The sequence below is a fragment of the Bradyrhizobium jicamae genome (assembly GCF_018130695.1).
GTDB classification, from domain to species: Bacteria; Pseudomonadota; Alphaproteobacteria; order Rhizobiales; family Xanthobacteraceae; genus Bradyrhizobium; species Bradyrhizobium jicamae_B.
Window position 1 is genome coordinate 85213 of sequence record NZ_JAFCJX010000013.1, and the last position, 19644, is coordinate 104856.

Sequence of the window (19644 nt, forward strand, 5' to 3'; positions counted from 1 at the left end):
GGGCGGATGGGGCAGAAAGCCGTCATTTTCGCTTCAGAAGATCTGCGCGCACTTTCACTGTGTCATCTCACCGACACACCACGACTCGAGGCATTGATGGACGGACGAATCATACCCCTGATCATGTGCGGCGGCGCCGGCACGCGGCTCTGGCCGGCATCGCGCGAGGTGCACCCGAAACAGTTCCTGTCGCTGTTCGGCGCGCGCTCGACGTTCCAGGAGACGCTGCTGCGGGTCTCCGATGCGGGCCTGTTCGATCGTCCGATCATCATCACCAACGAGGCCTATCGCTTCATGGTGCTGGAACAACTGGCTGATATCGGCATGGAGGCCGACGTGCTGCTCGAGCCGATGCGGCGCGATTCCGGTCCCGCCATCGCCGCCGGCGCGGCGTTTGCGCAGAGCCGCGACAGCGAAGCGATCGTGCTGGCGCTCGCCGCCGACCATCTGGTGCGCGACACCAAGGCGTTCGTCGCGGCATGCCGTGAGGGCGTTGCGGCGGCCAGGGCCGGGCGCATCGTGACCTTCGGCGTCAAGCCGGAACGTCCCGCGACCGAATATGGCTACATCAATCCCGGCGAGGTGGTGTCCGGCGAAGTGCGCGCGGTCGCGAAATTCGTCGAGAAGCCGGATCTGGAGACGGCCGCGAATTACATCGAAGCCGGCTATCTCTGGAACAGCGGCAACTTCATGTTCCGCGCGGCCACGCTGCTCGACGAATACGCCAATGTCGACGCCGAGAGCGTTGCCGAGGTGACGGCGTCGGTCACCAACGCGGTGCGCGACCTCGGTTTCCTCAAGCTCGATCCAAAAGCCTTCGCCGCGGCCAAGGCGATCTCGATCGACTATGCCGTGATGGAGAAGACCGCGCATGCCGCCGTGGTGCCGGTTGCCTGCGGCTGGTCCGACATCGGCTCGTGGCGCCAGGTCTGGGAGCTCTCGGACAAGGACGGCGAGGGCAATGCCGCGCGGGGCCGCGCGGTGTTCGAGGACTCCCGCAATTGCAACGTGGCGACCGACCATGCGCTGGTCGCGCTCGAAGGCGTCGACGATATCGTGGTGGTGGCGACGCAGGACGCCGTGCTGGTGTCGCGCCAGAAGGACGCCAACGGGCTGAAACGGCTGGTCGCCAAGCTGAAGACCAGCGCGCCCGAGGTGACCGAGAGCCATATCCGGGTGCACCGGCCCTGGGGCTCCTACCAGTCGGTCGACAATGGCGACCGCCATCAGGTCAAGCGCATCATCGTCAAGCCGGGCGGGCGGCTGTCGCTGCAGAAGCACCATCACCGCTCCGAGCACTGGATCGTGGTGCGCGGCGCCGCGCAGGTGACCGTCAACGAGCTGGTCAAGACGGTGCATGAGAACGAGTCGATCTACATCCCGATCGGCGCGGTGCACCGGCTGGAGAATCCCGGCAAGATCCAGCTCGAGCTGATCGAGGTACAGACCGGCAGCTATCTGGGCGAGGACGACATCATCCGCATCGAGGACGACTACAAGCGGACGTGATGGCGGCGTCTAGAGTCCCATTCCGATCGGAATGGGACTCTAGATTCATGTTTCGACGCGTTTTCTTCACGCGAACCGGTATCCACTTCGCTTGAAAACGCTCTGGGTTCCGGGGCGAGTGATTCGCCCCGGACCGATGTAACTCTTTGAATCAAAACGTGTCCGGAAAACGCCGATGGCGTTCGCCACATTTGTGGCGGCGTGCTATAGCGCTTGCAACCAAACGGGGTGCTTCGCGCTGGGGGCTGGCGCGGTCGACGGGGACATCGAAGGGGACATGGGCCGGGGGCTGATTCCTCCGCGCCTTTCGGGATGCCTCCCAAGGGCCGAAACATCGGTCAGGCGGGCATCCGCAAATCGGGCGGGCCATCCGCCAAAGAAGTCTTGGGGTCAACATATGAGTTCCAAAGGGTCCGCTTCGGGCACCACGGCTGACATCAAGCGCGCGCTGCGCGTCGGCGTCATCGGCGCCGGTGTGATGGGCAGCAACCATGCGCGCGTGCTGGCAGGTCTGCCCGGCGTCGTGATGGTCGGCGTGGTCGATCCGCTGCCGGAGCATCGCACCCGCGTCACCGCCTTCGCCGGCTGCCGCGCCTTCGAGACGCTCGATGATCTGCTCGCCGAAGGTGTGGATGCCGTGACCATCGCGGCACCGACGCATCTGCATCACGAGATCGCGCTCGCCTGCATCGCGCGCAAGATCCACATCCTGGTCGAGAAGCCGGTGGCCTCCACCGTCGAAGAGGGCCGCGAGATCGTCACCGCCGCGCGCGACGCCGGCGTCACGCTGATGGTCGGCCATGTCGAGCGCTTCAATCCGGCGGTCGCCGCGATCAAGCAGGCGATCTCCGGCGAGGACATCCTGTCGATCGGCATCACCCGCGTCGGTCCGTTCCCGCCGCGGATGTCGAATGTCGGCGTCGTCATCGATCTCGCCGTGCATGATATCGATTTGATCCGCTGGTTCACCGAATCCGACATCGTCGAGGTGCAGCCGCAGCTCTCCAGCGCAGTGGCCGAGCGAGAGGACATCGCGCTGCTGCAGTTCCGCACCGCCTCCGGCGTGCTCGCCCACATCAACACCAACTGGCTGACGCCGTTCAAGGCGCGCAGCGTCACGGTCGCGACCCGCGGCAAATATGTGATGGGCGATCTCCTGACGCGGCAGGTCACCGAATGCTTCGGCTTCAAGCCCGACGGCAGCTACTCGATGCGGCATCTGCCGGTCGGCCATGACGAGCCGCTCCGCGCCGAGCTGATCGCCTTCATCGACGCGGTGCGCGGCGGCAAGCTGCCGGCGGTGTCGGGCGAGGAGGGCGTCGCCAGCCTCGAGATCGCGATCCGCTGCCTGGAATCGCCGGCAAGGCCGGCCGCCAGCACCGCCCACAAGGGCCCGCGCCGCGTCGTCGGCTGATCGTCATCCCAACACGCAGAAGAGCTTCATGAACCAGCACATGCGTCCCGAACCTGTTCCCTTCATCGACCTCGTTGCGCAACGCCGCCGCATCGGCACCGCGATCGACCAGGCGGTGGCCCGCGTGCTCGATCACTGCCAGTTCGTCAACGGCCCCGAGGTCTTCGAGTTCGAGAAGCAGCTTGCGGCCTATTGCGGCGCCAGGCATGTGATCGGCTGCGCCAGCGGCACCGATGCGCTGCTGATGATCCTGATGGCGAAGAATGTCGGGCCGGGCGATGCCGTGCTGTGTCCGTCGTTCACGTTCATCGCAACGGCCTCACCGGCGGCGCGGACCGGGGCGACACCGGTCTATGTCGACGTCGACGAGGCGACCTTCAACATGAGCCCGGAGTCGCTGAAGCGCGGCATCGCGACGGCCCGCAAGGCAGGCCTGAAGCCGGTGGCGGTCATCCCGGTCGACCTGTTCGGACAACCCGCCGATCACGACGCCATTGCCGAAATCGCCAGGGTCGAGGGCCTGTTCGTGATCGACGACGCCGCCCAGGGCTTTGGCGCGAGCTACAAGGGCCGCAAGCTCGGCACGTTCGGGCTCGCCACCGCGACCAGCTTCTTCCCCGCAAAACCGCTCGGCTGCTTCGGCGACGGCGGCGCGATCCTCACGGATGACGACGAACTGGCCGCCACGCTGCGCAGCATCCGCGTGCACGGGCAGGGTGTCGATAAATACGACAACGTCCGCCTCGGCCTGACCGGCCGCCTCGATACCATGCAGGCTGCGATCCTGATCGAGAAGCTGAAGATCTTCGACGACGAGATCGCTGCCCGCAACAAGGTCGCGGAACGCTACGCGCGCGGGCTCGGCAATGTCGTGACCGTGCCGCATCTGGTGCCCGGCAACACCTCGGTCTGGGCGCAATACACCATCCGTCTGCCCAAAGGCACCGACCGCGACGGCTTTGCCGCCGCGCTGAAGGCCCAGGGTGTGCCGACGGCCATCTACTACGGCAAGTCGATGCATCAGCAGACTGCCTACAAGCACTATCCGGTTGCCGATGGCGGGCTCCCGGGCTGCGAAAGCCTGTCGCAGGACGTCATCAGCCTGCCGATGCACGCCTATCTCGACGAGGCGGCGCAGGATCGCGTCATCCAGGCTGTGCGCGGGGCGCTGTCCTCCTGATTTGGTCGTTTTGAAGTCCTGATTCATAGCGTTTTCAAGCGAAGTGGACGCCGGTTCGCGTGAAGAAAACGCGTCTAAACAAAAAAGCACTTCGGTTCTGATGCAATCAGAACCGAAATTGCGCTAGAAGCGGCGCATGCTCGGGCGCATCTTCACTGTTGGCGGTTACACCCTGCTGTCGCGGCTGACCGGGCTCGCGCGCGACATCATGCTCGCCGCGATCCTCGGCGCCGGGCCGATTGCCGACGCCTTCCTGGTGGCCTGGCGGCTGCCGAACAATTTTCGCTCGATCTTTGCGGAAGGCGCGTTCAACACCGCCTTCATCCCGGCCTACGCCCATGTCCATGGCGAAGGCGGTGAGGCCTCGGCAAAACTGTTCGCCGACCGCATCTTCACGCTGCTGTTCGGCTCGCAGCTCGTGCTTTTGGTGCTGGCCTGGGCCTTCATGCCGCAGGCGCTGCGCATCCTGGCGCCGGGCTTCACTGACGACGCCGAGCAGCGCCGGCTTGCGATCGAGCTGACGCGGATCACCTTTCCCTATCTCCTGCTGATCACGATGGTGACGCTCTATGGCGGCATCCTCAATGTGATGCAGCGTTTTGCCAGCGCTGCGGCCGCCTCGATCTTGCTCAACCTGTCGATGATGGCCACGCTCGCGGTCGCCGCATTCTTCCCGACTGCAGGGCACGCCGCGGCCTGGGGCATCCTGATCTCGGGCTTCCTGCAATATTTCCTGCTGGCCGGCGATCTCGCGCGCCATGGCAGCGTGCCGCGCTTTGCGATGCCGCGGCTCGATGCTGATGTCCGCGCCTTCTTCCGCGCCATCGGGCCGGCGACGCTGGGCTCGATGGGCACCCAGATCGCGGTGTTCGCCGACACCATCATCGCGACCTTCCTGCCGGCCGGCGCGCTGGCCGCGCTGTATTACGCCGAGCGGCTCTATCAGCTGCCGATCGGTGTGATCGGCATCGCCGTCGGCACCGTGCTGCTGCCGGAAATGTCGCGGCGGATCTCCGCCGGCGACATCGACGGCGCCGCGAGATCGCAACGCCGCGCCTTCGAGCTGACATTGCTGTCGACCGTGCCGTTCGTCGCGGCCTTCCTCGCGGTGCCCGACATCATCGTGCGCGCGGTGTTCGCCCGCGGCGCATACACCAAGGCCGATGCCGCGGCCGCCGCCGTGACGCTCGCGGCCTATGCGATCGGCCTGATCCCGTTCGTGACCATCCGCAGCGCGGTGGCAACCTTCTATGCCCGCAAGGACACCGCGACGCCGGTGAAGGCCTCGCTGACGGGACTGTCGGTCAACGTCGCGCTCAAGGTGGCGCTGATGGGCACGCTCGCCCAGGTCGGTCTGGCGCTCGCGACCGCAGTCGGCGCCTGGATCAATCTGCTGCTGGTGCTGTTCTTCGCCGTGCGGCGCGGCTATCTCAGCTTCGACCGCGCGCTGACCCAGTCGCTGCTTAAATTCACCGCTTCAGGATTGATCCTGGCCGCCAGCCTCTGGGCGACCTCTCATTACGCCGCGGTCCTGTTCGCGCCGATGCAAATTCTGCGCGACGAGCTGACGCTGGTGCTGCTGATGACGGTCGGCCTGTTCGTCTACGCCTTCTGCATCCTGGTCTTGTTCGGCCGCGGCTGGATATTCGCGCTGCGCCGCGGGTAGGCGAAGCGCTCGCCTTCAGGGTGCAGCCGATGTCCGCGCATCTCTTGATTTTGCGGGAATACCATGGTATTGGCACCTCATGATCAAGTCCGTGCGCAAAGTCCACTTCAACCGCATGACCCGCTTCGGCTGGGCCGTGGGAGGAGTCGCGCGCTAGGAATTCGACGACGACATCTTTTCACCAAGGCCCCGCCGGCATCGGACGGGGCCTTTTGTTTGGCCTTGCTCCCTGCCGGCACAACAGCAGGAGCGTCCGATGCCACCTCAACAGACCAACATCACAGCCGGGACCGAGCGCGATGCCGCAGTGCTCGGCCTCTCCATCGCATTGACGAAGGATGCACTGTCGGACCGAGACGCTGCCGGATCAACGGCCGCATCGACGCGGAACGTCCTGGGGTTGCTCAAGCGATACTGGCGTGCGTTTCAGCTGCGGTGGCAACGCCAGAGCTTGCGAGACACCTTGCACGACCTCAGCGACAGAGAGCTGCTCGATATCGGCTTGACGCGCGGCGAGATCGATTACCTCACGCCTGAACGAGCGATCGATACGATGAGAGATCGCACGATGCATCTGTGGGGCGGTGGCGGGATGTGATCGTTTGCGCCGCGCTGGGCCTCAGGCGTACGAGGGCGCGTACTCAAATCTTCGTCGATGTCCGGTTTGCCCCGACATCGACGTCTTCGCGTGGACTGCCTAGCCGTGAAGCTGCGCGTTGAGGCCGCCCCAATTTGTGCGTCTGGTCGCCTCAAGAGCGCCGCTCTGGGAATTGCGACGAAACAGCAGGCCGGTCTGGCCCGAGAGTTCTTTCGCTTTCACGACCCGGCCATCTTCCAGAAGGATGCGCGCGCCTGCTGTGACATAGCAGCCCGCTTCGACGATACAACCGTCACCCAATGAAATGCCGATACCGGCGTTGGCGCCGATCAGGCAGCGCTCACCAACGGTAATCCTCTCTTTCCCGCCTCCGGACAGTGTGCCCATGATCGACGCTCCCCCACCAATGTCGCTGCCGCTTCCCACGACCACACCGGCGCTGATCCGGCCTTCGACCATGCAGGGACCGAGCGTGCCCGCATTAAAATTGCAAAAGCCTTCATGCATGACGGTTGTGCCCGGGGCCAGGTGGGCTCCGAGCCTGACGCGATCCGCATCTGCAATCCTCACGTCCGCAGGCGTCACATAGTCAGTCATGCGCGGAAACTTATCCACGCCCGTCACCTCAAACGCGAGGGCCCGCGTTCGCGCCAGCATGCGCGCTTCCGGGACACGAGAGCCTTCACAGGGACCGAGTGTCGTCCAGGCGACGTTGGGCAACAGACCGAAAATTCCGTCCAGGTTCAGGCAATTTGGCTGGACGAGCCGGTGGCTCAGGAGATGCAACCGAAGATACGCGTCGTGCACATCGGTCGGCGCCGATGCAAGGGAATCAATTTCCGTGCGAATGGAGACGATGTCGACATTGCGGATGTCGTCGTGTCGCGCATATCCGTCTGCCGACTCACCCAACGACCTCCTGATCTCGTCGCTCGTCAGCCGCGCGGTTGCCGTCTTGTCGGCTCCCTCAACCAGGCGCAGCCGAAGAAACCAGGAATCCAACACGCGGCCATCAGCGGCAATCGTCGCAAATCCTTCGCCGCTCGCGCCCCTCAGCTCCATCACCATTTGAATGTCTCACACCAGGATCCTGCACGTAGTGCATACGCGAGTTCTCGTGGACATGGCAACTTCCGGACTCGAGCCGAGGGTCCTCCCAGCAATTCCGCCATGACGGGCGAGCGGTGCTTTTTCCTGCCCTGCGGCCAACTTGCATGGCTAAAGGCGTTTGCGCTTCCCGGCCAACCACGCCAATATGCAACCCAAACACACCAAGCCAATCGGAGACAAGATGGCAGCTCCCATCAAATTCGGCGTCGGACAGAGCGTGCGGCGCAAGGAGGATGACGCACTCATTCGCGGCAAGGGCCGCTATACCGACGACGTCGCGCCGTCTCCCGCACTGCACGCGCTGATGCTGCGCTCGCCCCATGCGCATGCGACCTTCACCATCGATGTCTCCAAGGCGCGCGGCCTGCCGGGCGTGTCGCTGATCCTGACCGCGGCTGACGTCGCCGATCTCGGCGGCCTGCCGTGCCTGTTCAACCTCGAAACCGATCCCTTCACCGCACCGCCTTACCCGATCCTGGCCAAGGACGAGGTGCGCCATGTCGGCGACGCCGTGGCCTTCGTGGTCGCCGATACCGTCGACCATGGCCGCGACGCGATCGAGGCGATCGACGTCACATGGACGCCGCTGCCGGCGGTGGCGGGCCTCCTCAACGCCGTCAAGAAAGGCGCGCCGCAGGTCTGGCCCGACAAGCCCGGCAACGTGCTGTTCGACGTCTCGATCGGCGACAAGGCGGCGGCGGAAGCCGCCTTTGCCAAGGCGCATGCGGTGGCCGAGATCACCATCGTCAACCCGCGCGTCATCACCAATTTCATGGAGACACGCGCCGCGGTCGCTGAATACGACACCAAGAAGGATCATTTGACGCTGACCGTCGGCAGCCAGGGCAGCCACCGTCTTCGCGAGATCCTCTGCGACATGGTCCTGAAGATGCCGAAGGACAAGATGCGGGTGATCTGCCCCGACGTCGGCGGCGGCTTCGGCACCAAGCTTTTCCCTTATCGCGAATACGCGCTGATCTCGGTCGCCGCGCGCAAGCTGAAGAAGACCATCAAGTGGACCGCCGAGCGCTCCGAGCACTTCATGGGCGACGCGCAGGGCCGCGACAACGTCACCACGGCGAAGATGGCGCTTGCCGAGGACGGCAAATTCCTCGGCATGGATTGCGATCTGATGGGCGACATGGGCGCCTATCTCTCGACGTTTGCGCCCTACATTCCGCATGGCGGCGCCGGCATGCTGCCGGGCCTCTACGACATCCAGGCCTTCCACTGCCGCGTCCGCACCATCTTCACCAACACGGTGCCGGTCGACGCCTATCGCGGCGCGGGACGTCCGGAAGCTGCTTACGTCATAGAGCGCCTGGTCGACGCGGCCGCGCGAAAACTCGGCATGACGCCCGACGCGATCCGGCGGAAGAATTTCATTCCGCCGAAATCGCTGCCGTACAAGACCGCGACCGGCAAGGTCTACGATTCCGGCGACTTCACCGCGCACATGAAGCGGGCAATGGAGATCGCGAACTGGAAGGAGTTTCCCAAGCGCGCCAAGGCCGCCAGGAAGGACGGGCTGGTGCGGGGCATCGGCATAGCGAGCTATGTCGAGGTCTGCGGCACCATGGGCGACGAGACCGCCAATGTCGCGCTCGATCCGAACGGCGATATCTCGATCCTGATCGGCACGCAATCGAGCGGGCAAGGCCATGCGACGGCCTATGCGCAGCTCGTCGCCGAGCAGTTTGGCGTGCCGCCGGAACGCGTCCACGTGCTGCAGGGGGATACCGACAAAATCGCGAACGGCCTCGGCACCGGCGGCTCGGCCTCGATCCCGACCGGCGGCGTCAGCGTGCAGCGGGCGACGCACGAGCTCGGCAACAAGCTGAAGGAGCTCGCAGCGCAGGCGCTGGAAGCCGGCGCCGGCGACCTCGAAATCTCCGACGGCCGCATCCGCATCGCCGGCACCGACCGCGCGATCAGCTTCGCGGATCTGGCCAAGCGTCCCGGTACCGATCCGTCCAAGCTGAATGCCAGCGCGACCTTCAACCAGGCCGACGGCACCTATCCGAACGGCACGCATCTCGCCGAAGTCGAGATCGATCCGGCCACCGGCATCATCAAGATCGTCAACTACGTCATCGTCGACGATTTCGGTGTCACGCTGAATCCGCTGATGCTGGCGGGGCAGGTGCATGGCGGCGCGATGCAGGGCATCGGCCAGGCCCTGATGGAGCAGGCGGTCTACAGCTCAACCGACGGCCAGCTCGTCACCGGCACCTTCATGGACTACGCGCTGCCGCGCGCATCCGACGGACCGTCCTTCGTGTTCGAGACCCACAACGTGCCCTGCACGACCAATCCGCTCGGCGTGAAGGGCGCGGGCGAGGCCGGCGCGATCGGCTCCTGTCCGGCGGTGGTCAACGCGATCATCGAAGGCTTGCATCGCGAATACCAGATCGATCACATCGATATGCCGGCGACGCCGGAACGGGTCTGGGTCGCTATTCGCGAGGCGCAACGGCGGCACAAACTTTGATATCTGTTATTTTGCCGCAGGCGGAATGAACTTCCGCCTGTGGTGTTCGAAAATGGGGCCGGCTCGCGATGTCGTGAGCACGGACGAAACCGGAGTCGAGGGATTTCAACGATGAAACGGATTGTCGTCGTCGCAGCAGCGCTCGTGTTCAGTGCTGGCGCTGTCGTTGCGCAACAGGATCAAGTCAAACAAGCCCAGGCCCAGATGAAGGACAATGGCAAGAACGCCGGCGCACTGGCGGCGATGGTCAAGGGCGAAAAGCCCTACGACCAGGCGACCGTCAACGCTGCGCTCGCCCAGTTCGAAGACACCGTCAAGAAGTTTCCGACCCTGTTCCCCGAGAGCACCAAGGGTCTCAGCCCGGAGGGCGATTACGCGGCCTCGCCAAAAATCTGGGAAGACAAGGCTGGCTTCGAGGCCCATGTTGCAAGCTTTGCCAAGGCCGTTGCCGATGCCAAGGGCAAGATCAAGGATCTCGACACGCTGAAGGCCGAGCTGCCGGTCATTGGCAAGCAGTGCGGCGGCTGCCACGAGACCTATCGCATCAAGAAAGGTTGATCGCAGATCAATCGCGTGAACGGGAAAGGGCGGATGCCTCGCGGCATCCGCCCTTTTTGTGCCGGCCGCTGCTTGTTGTTACTTCGTCACCTGGCCGCGGATCTCGCCGCCCGGATTGGCCGCGGTGTGGATGTTGACGTAATATTTTCCGGCGGTGAGGTCGGCCGCCTGCGCGTCGGTCAAGGTCGCGCTGCCCTCAACCGGACTGGTGCCGGCGTTCGGGATTGCAACCGCGACGCCGCCGTTCTTGCCGGCTTCGGCGGGACCATGGAAATGCGCGGCGGTGGCGGGGCCGGAGAGGCCGGAATAGGTCACCTTCCAGCTCAGCTTCTTGGTCGCGGGATCATAGTCGATGTCGGCGGTGCCGGTGGCCGTGCTGGCGTTCGGCGGCACCTCGGCCTTGGCGTCGAGCTTCGCCGTCATCTTCTCGGCCAGCACCGGGCCGGCAAAGGCGATCGCGGCGCCGAGCGTCAGCGTGGCCAGCATGATCTTGTTCGACATGGTTCTCTCCCTGTTGACGTCAAACGACGGTGTCAGCCTCAAAACAGCAGCGTTTCGGATTTATTCCCAGGATCGCCGCGGTCGCGGCAAATTTCCGGCGCGCATCTTGTTCGACTTGCGGCCATACTGCCGCATCGGCTGACGCAGACAAATGACGGATCGGTGAATGTTGCGACGACTTCTCCTTGCGGCCGTGGTGGCCGCCATCGCTGGAACAGCTGTGTTCTGGTGGCTCACGATACCCGCAACGGTTGCGGCAGGCGCATTGCCCGCCTACCAGCCCAATCTCGCCAACGGCCTCACAACGTTCAATGCCGGCGGATGTTCCTCCTGCCATGCGGTGCCCAAGCAGGACGATCGTCTCAAGCTCGGCGGCGGGCTCGCGATACCGTCACCGTTCGGCACCTTCTATGCGCCGAACATCTCGCCCGATCCCAATGACGGCATCGGGCGCTGGAGCGAGGCCGACTTCGTGACCGCCGTGCTCAAGGGCACCTCGCCGCAGGGCACGCATTTCTTCCCGGCGTTTCCCTATCCGTCCTACACGCATGCGAAGATCGAGGACGCGAGGGATCTGTTCGCCTATCTGAAGACGCTGGCGCCGGTGCCGGGCAAGGTGCGCGATCACGATCTGCCGTTTCCGTTCAACATCCGCCGCAACGTCGGCGTCTGGAAATTCCTGTTCATGGACGACAAGCCGTTCGTTGCCGACGCGGGCCGCTCCGCGTCATGGAATCGCGGCGCCTATCTCGTCAACAGCTGGGGCCATTGCGCCGAGTGTCACAGCCCGCGCAATGTCCTCGGCGGCATCGTCACCGCGCAGCGCTTCGCCGGCGGGCCGAATCCGGAAGGCGAGGGCTGGGTGCCCAACATCACCCAGAAGGGATTGTCGGACTGGAGCGCCAAGGACATCGAATACTTCCTCGAGACCGGTCAGACGCCGGATGGCGACAGTGCCGGCGGATCGATGGTGCGCGTGATCAAGAACACCTCGCAGCTTTCAGCGGCGGATCGCGCCGCGATCGCCGAGTACGTGAAATCGCTGCCGCCGGTCGAGGGACCGCCCAAGCCGAAGAAGAAGGATGCGTCGTGATCCGCTTCACCTCGGCCCGCTTGCGGGGAGAGGTCGTATCGCATCGAAGATGCGATACGGGTGAGGGGGACTCTCCGCGAGTCGTCTTTCACCGATTGCTTGGAGGCAGCCCCTCACCCCAACCCTCTCCCCGCGAAGAGCGGGGCGAGGGAGCGCAGCTCGGTCGTGGTCGTACCTCAGCCTAGCGTCCGCCAAACGCCTTAAAGGTGATGATCGTCAGGGTGTCCTGGATGCCCGGGATCACCTGCACCCGTTCGTTGACGAAATGGCCGATGTCGGTTTCGTTGTCGACATAGAACTTCACCAGCAGATCGTAATTGCCGGCCGTCGAGTAGATCTCGGATGCGATCTCGGCCTCGGCAAGCGCGTTGGCCACCGTATAGGACTGGCCGAGCTTGCACTTGATCTGGATGAAGAAGGGAACCATCGCTGTCGTCTCCGGGAATTTGGGCGACTATAGGCCAAAAACCGGCAGTCAAGGCAAGCGAACTTGCTGCCAATGGGCGGTCGCGGTAGGAGGGGATATGACCCCGATTGCGCTCACCATCGCCGGCTCCGATTCGTCCGGCGGCGCCGGCATCCAGGCCGATCTGAAGAGCTTCGCCGCGCTCGGCGTCTACGGTGCCTCCGTGATCACGGCATTGACCGCCCAGAACACAAAAGGGGTCAGCGGCATCCACCCGGTGCCGGCGGATTTCGTCACCGCGCAGATCGATGCGGTGTTCTCCGATCTCGCGGTCGGCGCGGTCAAGATCGGCATGGTCGCGCATCCCGCCACGATCGAAGCGATTGCGGCGGTGCTGAAGCGCTGGTCGCCGCGGCATGTGGTGCTCGACCCCGTGATGGTCGCGACCTCGGGCGACCGGCTGCTCGCGGCCGATGCCGTCGATGCGCTCCGGACAAAGCTCATTCCGCTGGCGTCGGTGATCACGCCGAACCTGCCGGAGGCGGCCGCGCTGCTCGATGCGCCGATCGCGGAGAGTGAAGCCGCAGTCGCACAGCAGGGCAAGCGGCTGCTCGCCATGGGCTGCCGCGCCGTGCTGATCAAGGGCGGCCACGGGCAGGGCGCCGAGAGCATCGACTATCTCTTCGATGCCGACCACAGCATCACGCTCGCCGCGCCGCGCATCGCAACGAAGAACACGCACGGCACCGGATGCTCGCTGTCGTCGGCCGTCGCAGCGGGACTTGCAAAGGGCGATGATCTCGAGACCGCCGTGCGCAATGCGAAGACGTGGATCAGCGCCGCGATCGCTGCGGCCGATCGCTTTGCCGTCGGGCACGGCCACGGGCCGGTGCATCATTTTCACAGGTTTTATTGAGCGCCCACGCGCAACCGGAACGCCACACTCGCGCCTGTTCCGTAGTCTCACCGCCCCCGATGTCGCCTGATTGTCGCATCGCGCTGTTATCCGCAATCGTGGGGCGCGCAACCGATTCTCGTTAACTTTTCCCGGGCCTTACGCCGCGGGGTTAGTCATCGCCCTGTCACAGGAATCTGTTAGGTGCACGGCATGGGAAGCGACTCCTCGAGTGAAGAAAGCCCGGAGCGGCGCTTTCGCACTTTGTTTATCTCCGATGTCCATCTCGGAGCCCGCGGCTCGCAAGCCGACCGATTGCTCGACTTCCTCCGCAGCCACGACGCCGACACGATCTATCTGGTGGGCGATATCGTCGACGGCTGGGCGCTGAAATCCAACTGGTACTGGCCGCAGACCCACAACGACTTCGTGCAGAAGATGCTGCGCAAGGCGCGCAAGGGCGCCAAGGTGATCTACGTCCCCGGCAATCACGACGAGTTCCTGCGCAAATATTACGGCACGCATTTCGGCGGCATCGACGTGGTCGAGAACACCGTCCACACCGGCGCCGACGGCAAAAAATATCTGGTGATCCACGGCGACATCTTCGACCTCGTGGTGCAGAACGCGCGCTGGCTCGCCCATCTCGGCGACAAGGCCTACGACTTCGCGATCCAGATGAACCGCCTGGTCAACTTTGTCCGCCGCATGTTCGGCGTGCCCTACTGGTCGCTGTCGCAATGGGCCAAGCTGAAGGTGAAGAAGGCGGTCAATTACATCGGCGCGTTCGAATCGACGCTCGCGGGCGAAGCGCGGCGGCATGGCTGCGAGGGCGTGATCTGCGGCCACATCCACTACGCCACGATCCATGACGAGCACGGCATCCGCTACATGAATTGCGGCGACTGGGTCGAGAGCTGCACCGCGCTGGTCGAGCACGAGGACGGCCAGTTCGAGATCATCACCTGGACCGATCCGCAGCGTCATTTGGCGCCGGTCCCGCGCGTCACGGCCCGCGCTGCATGACGCATATCCTGGTCGCGACCGATGCGTGGCATCCCCAGGTCAACGGGGTGGTCCGCACGCTGACCATGATGGCGAAGGCGGCCAAGCATCTCGACGTCGAGATCAGCTTCCTGACACCGGAGACGTTCCGCACCTTCGCGATGCCGAGCTATCCGGATCTGCGGCTGGCGCTGCCGCGCCCTAAGAAGATCGCCGAGCTGATCCGGACGACAAGGCCCGACAGCATCCACATCGCGACCGAAGGCCCGATCGGCCTGCTGGTGCGGCGCTATTGCCGCAGGCATGGCGTGCCCTTCACGACGAGCTTCCACACCCGCTTTCCGGAATATGTCTCGGCGCGCTCGCCGATCCCGGAGCGATGGGTGTGGCGCGCGCTGCGCTGGTTCCACAAGCCGAGCCAGGCCGTGATGGCCGCGACCCCGGCGCTTGCCGCCGAGCTGCGCCAGCGCCGCTTCCGCAATGTGGTGCTGTGGTCGCGCGGCGTCGACACTGAGTTGTTCCATCCGCGCGACATCGATCTCTGCCTGCCGCAGCCGGTGTATCTCAGCGTCGGCCGCGTCGCGGTGGAGAAGAATCTCGAAGGCTTCCTCGACCTCGATCTGCCCGGTACCAAGGTCGTGGTCGGCGATGGTCCGGCGCGGATCGCGCTGGAGCGGAAATATCCGGACGCCGTGTTCCTCGGCGCGCGGCATGGCGAGGAACTCGCAGAGATTTACGCGGCCGCCGACGTCTTCGTGTTCCCGAGCCGCACCGATACGTTCGGCCTGGTGCTGCTGGAGGCGCTGGCAAGCGGCCTGCCGGTTGCCGCTTTTCCGGTCACCGGTCCCCGCGACGTGATCGGCTCAGCGCCCGTCGGCGTGCTGGACGAGGACCTGCAGAAGGCCTGCCTGGAGGCGGTGTCGATCCCGCGGCAGGCCTGTGTCGATTTCGCAGCGCTGCACACCTGGCAGGCGTCCGCGCGGGTGTTCGTCGGCCATGCCACCAACGTCCGGCCCGTTCCCCCCGAGGATGAGGCGGAAGCGGCGGAATTCGGTACCGAAGAGCACCATTTCACGGTTCTCCCGGCCACTCACACCAACGCACGATAATGCGTCTTGCCGGGTTGTCCGCCCGCGCGATACAAATTGCGGATGACGGACATCGCCCCCAATTCACCCATCGGCGCGGCTGATATCGAGGCCGCAGCGAAAGTGGTCGCGCCGTTCGCGGTGCGCACACCGTTGTTGAATTTTCCTGTGCTGGACGAACGCGTCGGCACCCGGGTCTTCCTCAAGCCGGAGATGCTGCAGCGGACCGGATCGTTCAAGTTCCGCGGCGCCTTCAACAAGCTCGCCTCGATCCCGCAGGACCAGCGGAGCGGCGGCGTGGTCGCGTTCTCCTCGGGCAACCATGCCCAGGGCGTCGCGGCGGCGGCAAAGATCCTGAACATGCAGGCGACCATCGTGATGCCTGCGGATTCGCCGCTCACCAAGCGCGAGCGCACCGCATCCTATGGCGCCGAGGTCGTGCTGTACGACCGCGACCGCGACGATCGCGAAGCCATCTCCAACGACATCGCGCGCAAGCGCGGTGCGACCCTGGTGCGGCCCTATGACGATCCCTTCGTGATCGCAGGCCAGGGCACTGCGGGCCGCGAGATCGCCGAGGACATGACCGCGATGGGGCTTGTGCCCGACATCGTGGTCGCGCCGGCCTCCGGTGGCGGCCTGATCGCAGGTGTCGCCACCGCCGTGAAGACGAAATTCCCCTTAAGCCAGGTGATCGTCGCCGAGCCCAAGGGCTATGACGACCACGCGCTGTCGCTGCGCGCCGGTCACCGCGAGCCGCATCCCGTGACGAGCCGCACCATCTGTGACGCGCTGATGGCGATGATGCCGGGCGAGCTGACTTTCGCGATCAACAGCAAACTGCTCGCCAACGGCGTGCAGGCCTCCGATGACGAGGTCGGTGCGGCCGTCGCCTTCGCCTATCGCGAGCTCAAGCTGGTGGTCGAGCCCGGCGGCGCGATCGGTCTTGCGGCGCTGCTCGCAGGCCGGATCGACGCCAAGGGCAAGAATGTCGTCATCGTGCTGTCCGGCGGCAATGTCGACGCGGATCTGTTTGCCAAGCTGGTGGCGTAACGGGAAGCTCCAACGTGAAACGGGGCAGAGCGGTGATCGCTCTGCCCCGCTTGCTTTTGGCGAGCGTTACGCGCGCTCAGTGGCGACCGCCGCCATGGCTCATGCCGCCCATGCGGGCGTTCGAGTTGAAGCCTGAATGGCCGCCGAATTTCGGCTTGCTGACCTGCATCGTCTGCCGCTCGGGACGGAATTTCGGCCGGTCGTTGAACTTCTGGACCTTCATGCCCTGATTGGTCCCAAGCTTGCCGGCATTCATCGCCGGCAGGTTGGCGACCTTGCCCTTGCCGACACCGGTGGCGTTGAGCGTGGTGTTTGACATCGTCTTGTTCATACCTGGCGCGGGCAGGGTCACGATCTTGCCGCCGCCGAGCTTGCCGTCGCCAAACTTGATGCCGTTGTTCGGCTGGCCGACGTTGGACAGCTTTGTGAACTGCAGCAGCGGCAGCGCCTTCGGCTGGCTCTGCAGCTTCAGCGCAGTCTGCGCATAGGGGCTGTTGCCGAAGTTGTCGTGGAAGGTCTTGTAGGCGAACGGCGTGTTGGCGAGCACCGCCTTGTGCCAGGCCGCGACCTGCCGCCAGTTGTTGAGCAGGAAGCGGATGCGATCGCACAGCGGATCGTACGGATAGAGCGTGATGAATTCCTCGTAGTAGTCCGGCGAGCCTTCCGACAGCACGAAGTCATAGGCCTGGCGCGCCGAGCGGCTCGGCAGGTTCGAGGCCATCATCACGACGGGGCCGCGCTCCGGCGGGCGCGCAGAGGCGACGGCGGTGTTGCCGAAGAAGGTGAAATCCGACGTCAGCGACGAGCTTTCCCACGGCGTCTGCTTTCCGTCGGTCGCGTCGTTGACCTCGAGCCGGATGCGCTTGAACAGCTGCTCGATCGGCAGGTTCGGCTCGCGCGCCAGGTTGAGGAAGGCGTTGGTGTAGGGGCTATGGCCGTTCTTGCCGTCCTGCGCCTCCATGCCGGGCGCAGTCGAGTAACCGACGATCGAGCCGTTCGGCGCGTCGACGATGGCGAGACCGCGGGTGGCTTCGTTGACGGTCGGAAACGGATTGTTGCGGCAGGCGTCGAGTATGACGATGCGCATCCGGCTGGGGACGTTTTCCAACGTGCCCATGATGTCGACGAGGCGCACCGAATTGCCGGTGAGATCGGCCGGCGTTGCGATCTTCGCATCGACGGGAACCAGATAGTTCTCGCCGGCAAGCTGCACGCCATGACCGGCGTAGTAGACCATCGCCACCGTGTTCGGACCGCGCGCCGCGACCTTGTCGGAGAAATCCTGCAACGCTCGCACCATGTCGCTCTGCGTCAAGTCGGTCGCCGCCATCACCTCGAATCCCGCCGAGTTCAACAGCTCCGCCATCGACTGCGCGTCATTGCCGGGGTTGGCGAGCTTCGGCGCGTTCACATAGTTCGAATTGCCGATCACCAGCGCGACCCGTTGCTCCGGCGCAGGCGTGGCGCTCGCGGCGTCGTTGGCGACGGCCGTGCTGGTCTCGGCGTGAGCCGCGTTGCCCTGGCCGAAGGCGAACAGGCTGCCGAGCAAGGCAGCAGCAGACAAAATCAATTTCAGGCGGAACATGGCGCGCTCCCAAACAGGAATCTCGATCGCGAGATGGGTCGCGTGCACGCTACGCGCAGGCTCGGCTGCAGAACGTGATCTGAGTCACGCAGCGCCGGCGGTGGAGGTGGGATGAATTGAAGCGGAGAGCGCGCTTCAAGAGAAGAACGCGATCTTCTCGGCCTGGCTCATGCGGCGGATCGGCGCGAGCGGATCGTTGGCGACGGTGCTCGGCCTCCGGACAAGGCCGCTCGCGAGGATGGTCGAGCCGAGCGAGACTTCCATTGCGGGCTCCGGTGCAGCCGGAGCGGCAACGGAGATTTCGGGCGGGGCAGGCGCAGCAACCGATGGCGTCGGCGCAGGCTCGGCGATCGGCTCTGGCACGAGCGCAACCTCGGGCTCGGCTATCTCCGGCGCGGCAATCTCAGGCTCGACCATCGGCGGTGCTTCGGCGACCGGTGCGTCGTCGAGGTGCGCTTCCTCGGCCAGCATGATCTCGCTGTCGTCGATCGGATCGGGGGCACCCATCTCGGCCGCAATGAGGTCGAGCACGGCTTCGTCCTCGGCCTCGGCGGCCGCCTCATCCGCGACGCGGGCGAGTTCGGCGGCTTCCGCTTCAGCAAGCGCCGCCTCGGCTTCCGCCAGTGCTGCGGCTGAGGGTTCCGTCGGAATATCGACGGGAGCAGCTTCAGCGACCGGCGCAGCCTCCGCCATCGGCGTGGCTTCGGTGACTGGCTCGCTCATGGCAGCCATGATCGCGTCTTCGACGGCCGCAGCCGGTGCGTGGTCGATGACCGGGCTTGCCTCCGCAGTTGGAGACGCGGCCTCAACTACGGGGGTCTCGAGCTCGGGCGTCATCGCCAGATGCGCTTCGGCGACGGGAACCTCGGCCGTTGCTTCCGCAACGGGGGCTTCCGCAACCGGCGCTGCGGTTTCATCCGGCTCGAACGCGGCGAGCCGGCCGGCGAGGGTGGCGAAGGCCGTATCGAGCGCGGCCTTGGCCTCGTCGACCGTAACAGCTGCGGCGGCGGCCTCGATGGCGCTCGCCTGCGAATCGATGATGTCGCAGATCCGCCCGTCATTGCCGATCTCGCGCAGCCGCCAGGAGATCTCGCGGATCACCCGCACGCCCTTGCGCACCGGCAGCAGCGTCTGCTCGAAACTGATGGCGTCGATGGTTGCGAGCGCCGAGGCCTGCACCGATTCGATCGCGCCGCGAACGGCGTTCAGCGCCTCGCCGAGCCGCTCCTCGTAGGCGGCGTCCTGCGCCGCCTGACGCTGCTGGCTGAGGTTTTCCTCGATCCGCGCCACCGCGTCGAGCACCATGCGGGTGTCGGCGTTGCGGTTGCGCTTGGCGTATTCGCCGAGAAACCAGCGGCCCCGCGAGGTCTCCAGGAAGGCTTCGCTGATCGCAGCATAATCCTCCTCGCTCGGCTGGGCCGCGCGGGCTGATATGGGCGACAAGGCGAATGCTTCTTCGGCCATCCACAATCTCTTCGCGCAAATCACTGCG

General features: G+C 65.0%; 17 protein-coding genes. 12 read left to right on the forward strand and 5 right to left on the reverse strand.

Annotated elements, in window-relative coordinates; translation table 11 throughout:
* Window positions 1–96 precede the first annotated feature (96 nt).
* The 5 genes from JQ604_RS20155 to JQ604_RS20175 all read left to right on the forward strand — a co-directional run bounded on the left by JQ604_RS20155 (window position 97) and on the right by JQ604_RS20175 (window position 6367).
* Window positions 97–1509 carry a mannose-1-phosphate guanylyltransferase/mannose-6-phosphate isomerase gene (locus JQ604_RS20155; RefSeq protein ID WP_212360277.1) on the forward strand — a complete coding sequence of 471 codons (1413 nt, stop codon included), beginning with the start codon at window positions 97–99 and terminating at the stop codon, window positions 1507–1509.
* 397 nt (window positions 1510–1906) lie between these two features.
* Window positions 1907–2923: a Gfo/Idh/MocA family protein gene (locus JQ604_RS20160; RefSeq protein WP_212360281.1), complete on the forward strand. Its 1017-nt coding sequence runs from the start codon at window positions 1907–1909 to the stop codon at window positions 2921–2923.
* A 28-nt stretch (window positions 2924–2951) separates the two neighbouring features.
* Entirely contained in the window at window positions 2952–4103 is a 1152-nt protein-coding gene (locus JQ604_RS20165) for a DegT/DnrJ/EryC1/StrS family aminotransferase (RefSeq protein ID WP_212360284.1), read from the forward strand.
* A 136-nt stretch (window positions 4104–4239) separates the two neighbouring features.
* Window positions 4240–5769: a murein biosynthesis integral membrane protein MurJ gene (gene murJ, locus JQ604_RS20170; RefSeq protein ID WP_212360287.1), complete on the forward strand. Its 1530-nt coding sequence runs from the start codon at window positions 4240–4242 to the stop codon at window positions 5767–5769.
* 256 nt (window positions 5770–6025) lie between these two features.
* Window positions 6026–6367: a DUF1127 domain-containing protein gene (locus tag JQ604_RS20175; RefSeq protein ID WP_212360291.1), complete on the forward strand. Its 342-nt coding sequence runs from the start codon at window positions 6026–6028 to the stop codon at window positions 6365–6367.
* A 99-nt stretch (window positions 6368–6466) separates the two neighbouring features.
* Here JQ604_RS20175 and dapD read toward each other — a convergent pair whose 3' ends face one another.
* A complete protein-coding gene (gene dapD / locus JQ604_RS20180) occupies window positions 6467–7435 on the reverse strand; it encodes a 2,3,4,5-tetrahydropyridine-2,6-dicarboxylate N-succinyltransferase (protein ID WP_212360294.1) in 969 nt (322 codons plus the stop codon).
* Window positions 7436–7658: 223 nt separating this feature from the next.
* Between dapD and JQ604_RS20185 the strand changes: the two genes are divergently transcribed.
* A complete protein-coding gene (locus JQ604_RS20185; RefSeq protein WP_212360298.1) occupies window positions 7659–9968 on the forward strand; it encodes a xanthine dehydrogenase family protein molybdopterin-binding subunit in 2310 nt (769 codons plus the stop codon).
* A gap of 111 nt (window positions 9969–10079) precedes the next feature.
* Entirely contained in the window at window positions 10080–10526 is a 447-nt protein-coding gene (locus tag JQ604_RS20190; protein ID WP_212360301.1) for a c-type cytochrome, read from the forward strand.
* A gap of 78 nt (window positions 10527–10604) precedes the next feature.
* On the opposite strand, the gene JQ604_RS20195 is transcribed toward JQ604_RS20190, so the two are convergent.
* Complete coding sequence (locus tag JQ604_RS20195; RefSeq protein ID WP_212360304.1) at window positions 10605–11027, reverse strand: CHRD domain-containing protein; 423 nt, start codon at window positions 11025–11027, stop codon at window positions 10605–10607.
* Between the two features lie 166 nt (window positions 11028–11193).
* Between JQ604_RS20195 and JQ604_RS20200 the strand changes: the two genes are divergently transcribed.
* Window positions 11194–12120, forward strand: coding sequence for a c-type cytochrome (locus JQ604_RS20200; RefSeq protein ID WP_212360307.1), 927 nt, complete (start codon window positions 11194–11196; stop codon window positions 12118–12120).
* 181 nt (window positions 12121–12301) lie between these two features.
* Here the strand turns inward: JQ604_RS20200 and JQ604_RS20205 are convergent, their stop codons facing one another.
* Window positions 12302–12547: an Lrp/AsnC ligand binding domain-containing protein gene (locus JQ604_RS20205; protein ID WP_212360311.1), complete on the reverse strand. Its 246-nt coding sequence runs from the start codon at window positions 12545–12547 to the stop codon at window positions 12302–12304.
* 97 nt (window positions 12548–12644) lie between these two features.
* Here JQ604_RS20205 and thiD point away from each other — a divergent pair, with 97 nt between their 5' ends.
* The 4 genes from thiD to JQ604_RS20225 all read left to right on the forward strand — a co-directional run bounded on the left by thiD (window position 12645) and on the right by JQ604_RS20225 (window position 16567).
* A complete protein-coding gene (gene thiD / locus JQ604_RS20210; protein ID WP_212360314.1) occupies window positions 12645–13442 on the forward strand; it encodes a bifunctional hydroxymethylpyrimidine kinase/phosphomethylpyrimidine kinase in 798 nt (265 codons plus the stop codon).
* A gap of 192 nt (window positions 13443–13634) precedes the next feature.
* A complete protein-coding gene (locus JQ604_RS20215) occupies window positions 13635–14447 on the forward strand; it encodes a UDP-2,3-diacylglucosamine diphosphatase (RefSeq protein ID WP_212360317.1) in 813 nt (270 codons plus the stop codon).
* A complete protein-coding gene (locus tag JQ604_RS20220; RefSeq protein ID WP_212360321.1) occupies window positions 14444–15535 on the forward strand; it encodes a glycosyltransferase family 4 protein in 1092 nt (363 codons plus the stop codon). The genes JQ604_RS20215 and JQ604_RS20220 overlap by 4 nt, the downstream gene beginning before the upstream one ends.
* 42 nt (window positions 15536–15577) lie before the next feature.
* Entirely contained in the window at window positions 15578–16567 is a 990-nt protein-coding gene (locus JQ604_RS20225) for a threonine/serine dehydratase (RefSeq protein WP_212360324.1), read from the forward strand.
* A 76-nt stretch (window positions 16568–16643) separates the two neighbouring features.
* On the opposite strand, the gene JQ604_RS20230 is transcribed toward JQ604_RS20225, so the two are convergent.
* A complete protein-coding gene (locus JQ604_RS20230; protein ID WP_212360328.1) occupies window positions 16644–18152 on the reverse strand; it encodes a caspase family protein in 1509 nt (502 codons plus the stop codon).
* 135 nt (window positions 18153–18287) lie between these two features.
* Window positions 18288–19616, reverse strand: a complete 1329-nt coding sequence (locus JQ604_RS20235) for a hypothetical protein (RefSeq protein ID WP_212360332.1) — start codon at window positions 19614–19616, stop codon at window positions 18288–18290.
* Window positions 19617–19644 lie beyond the last annotated feature (28 nt).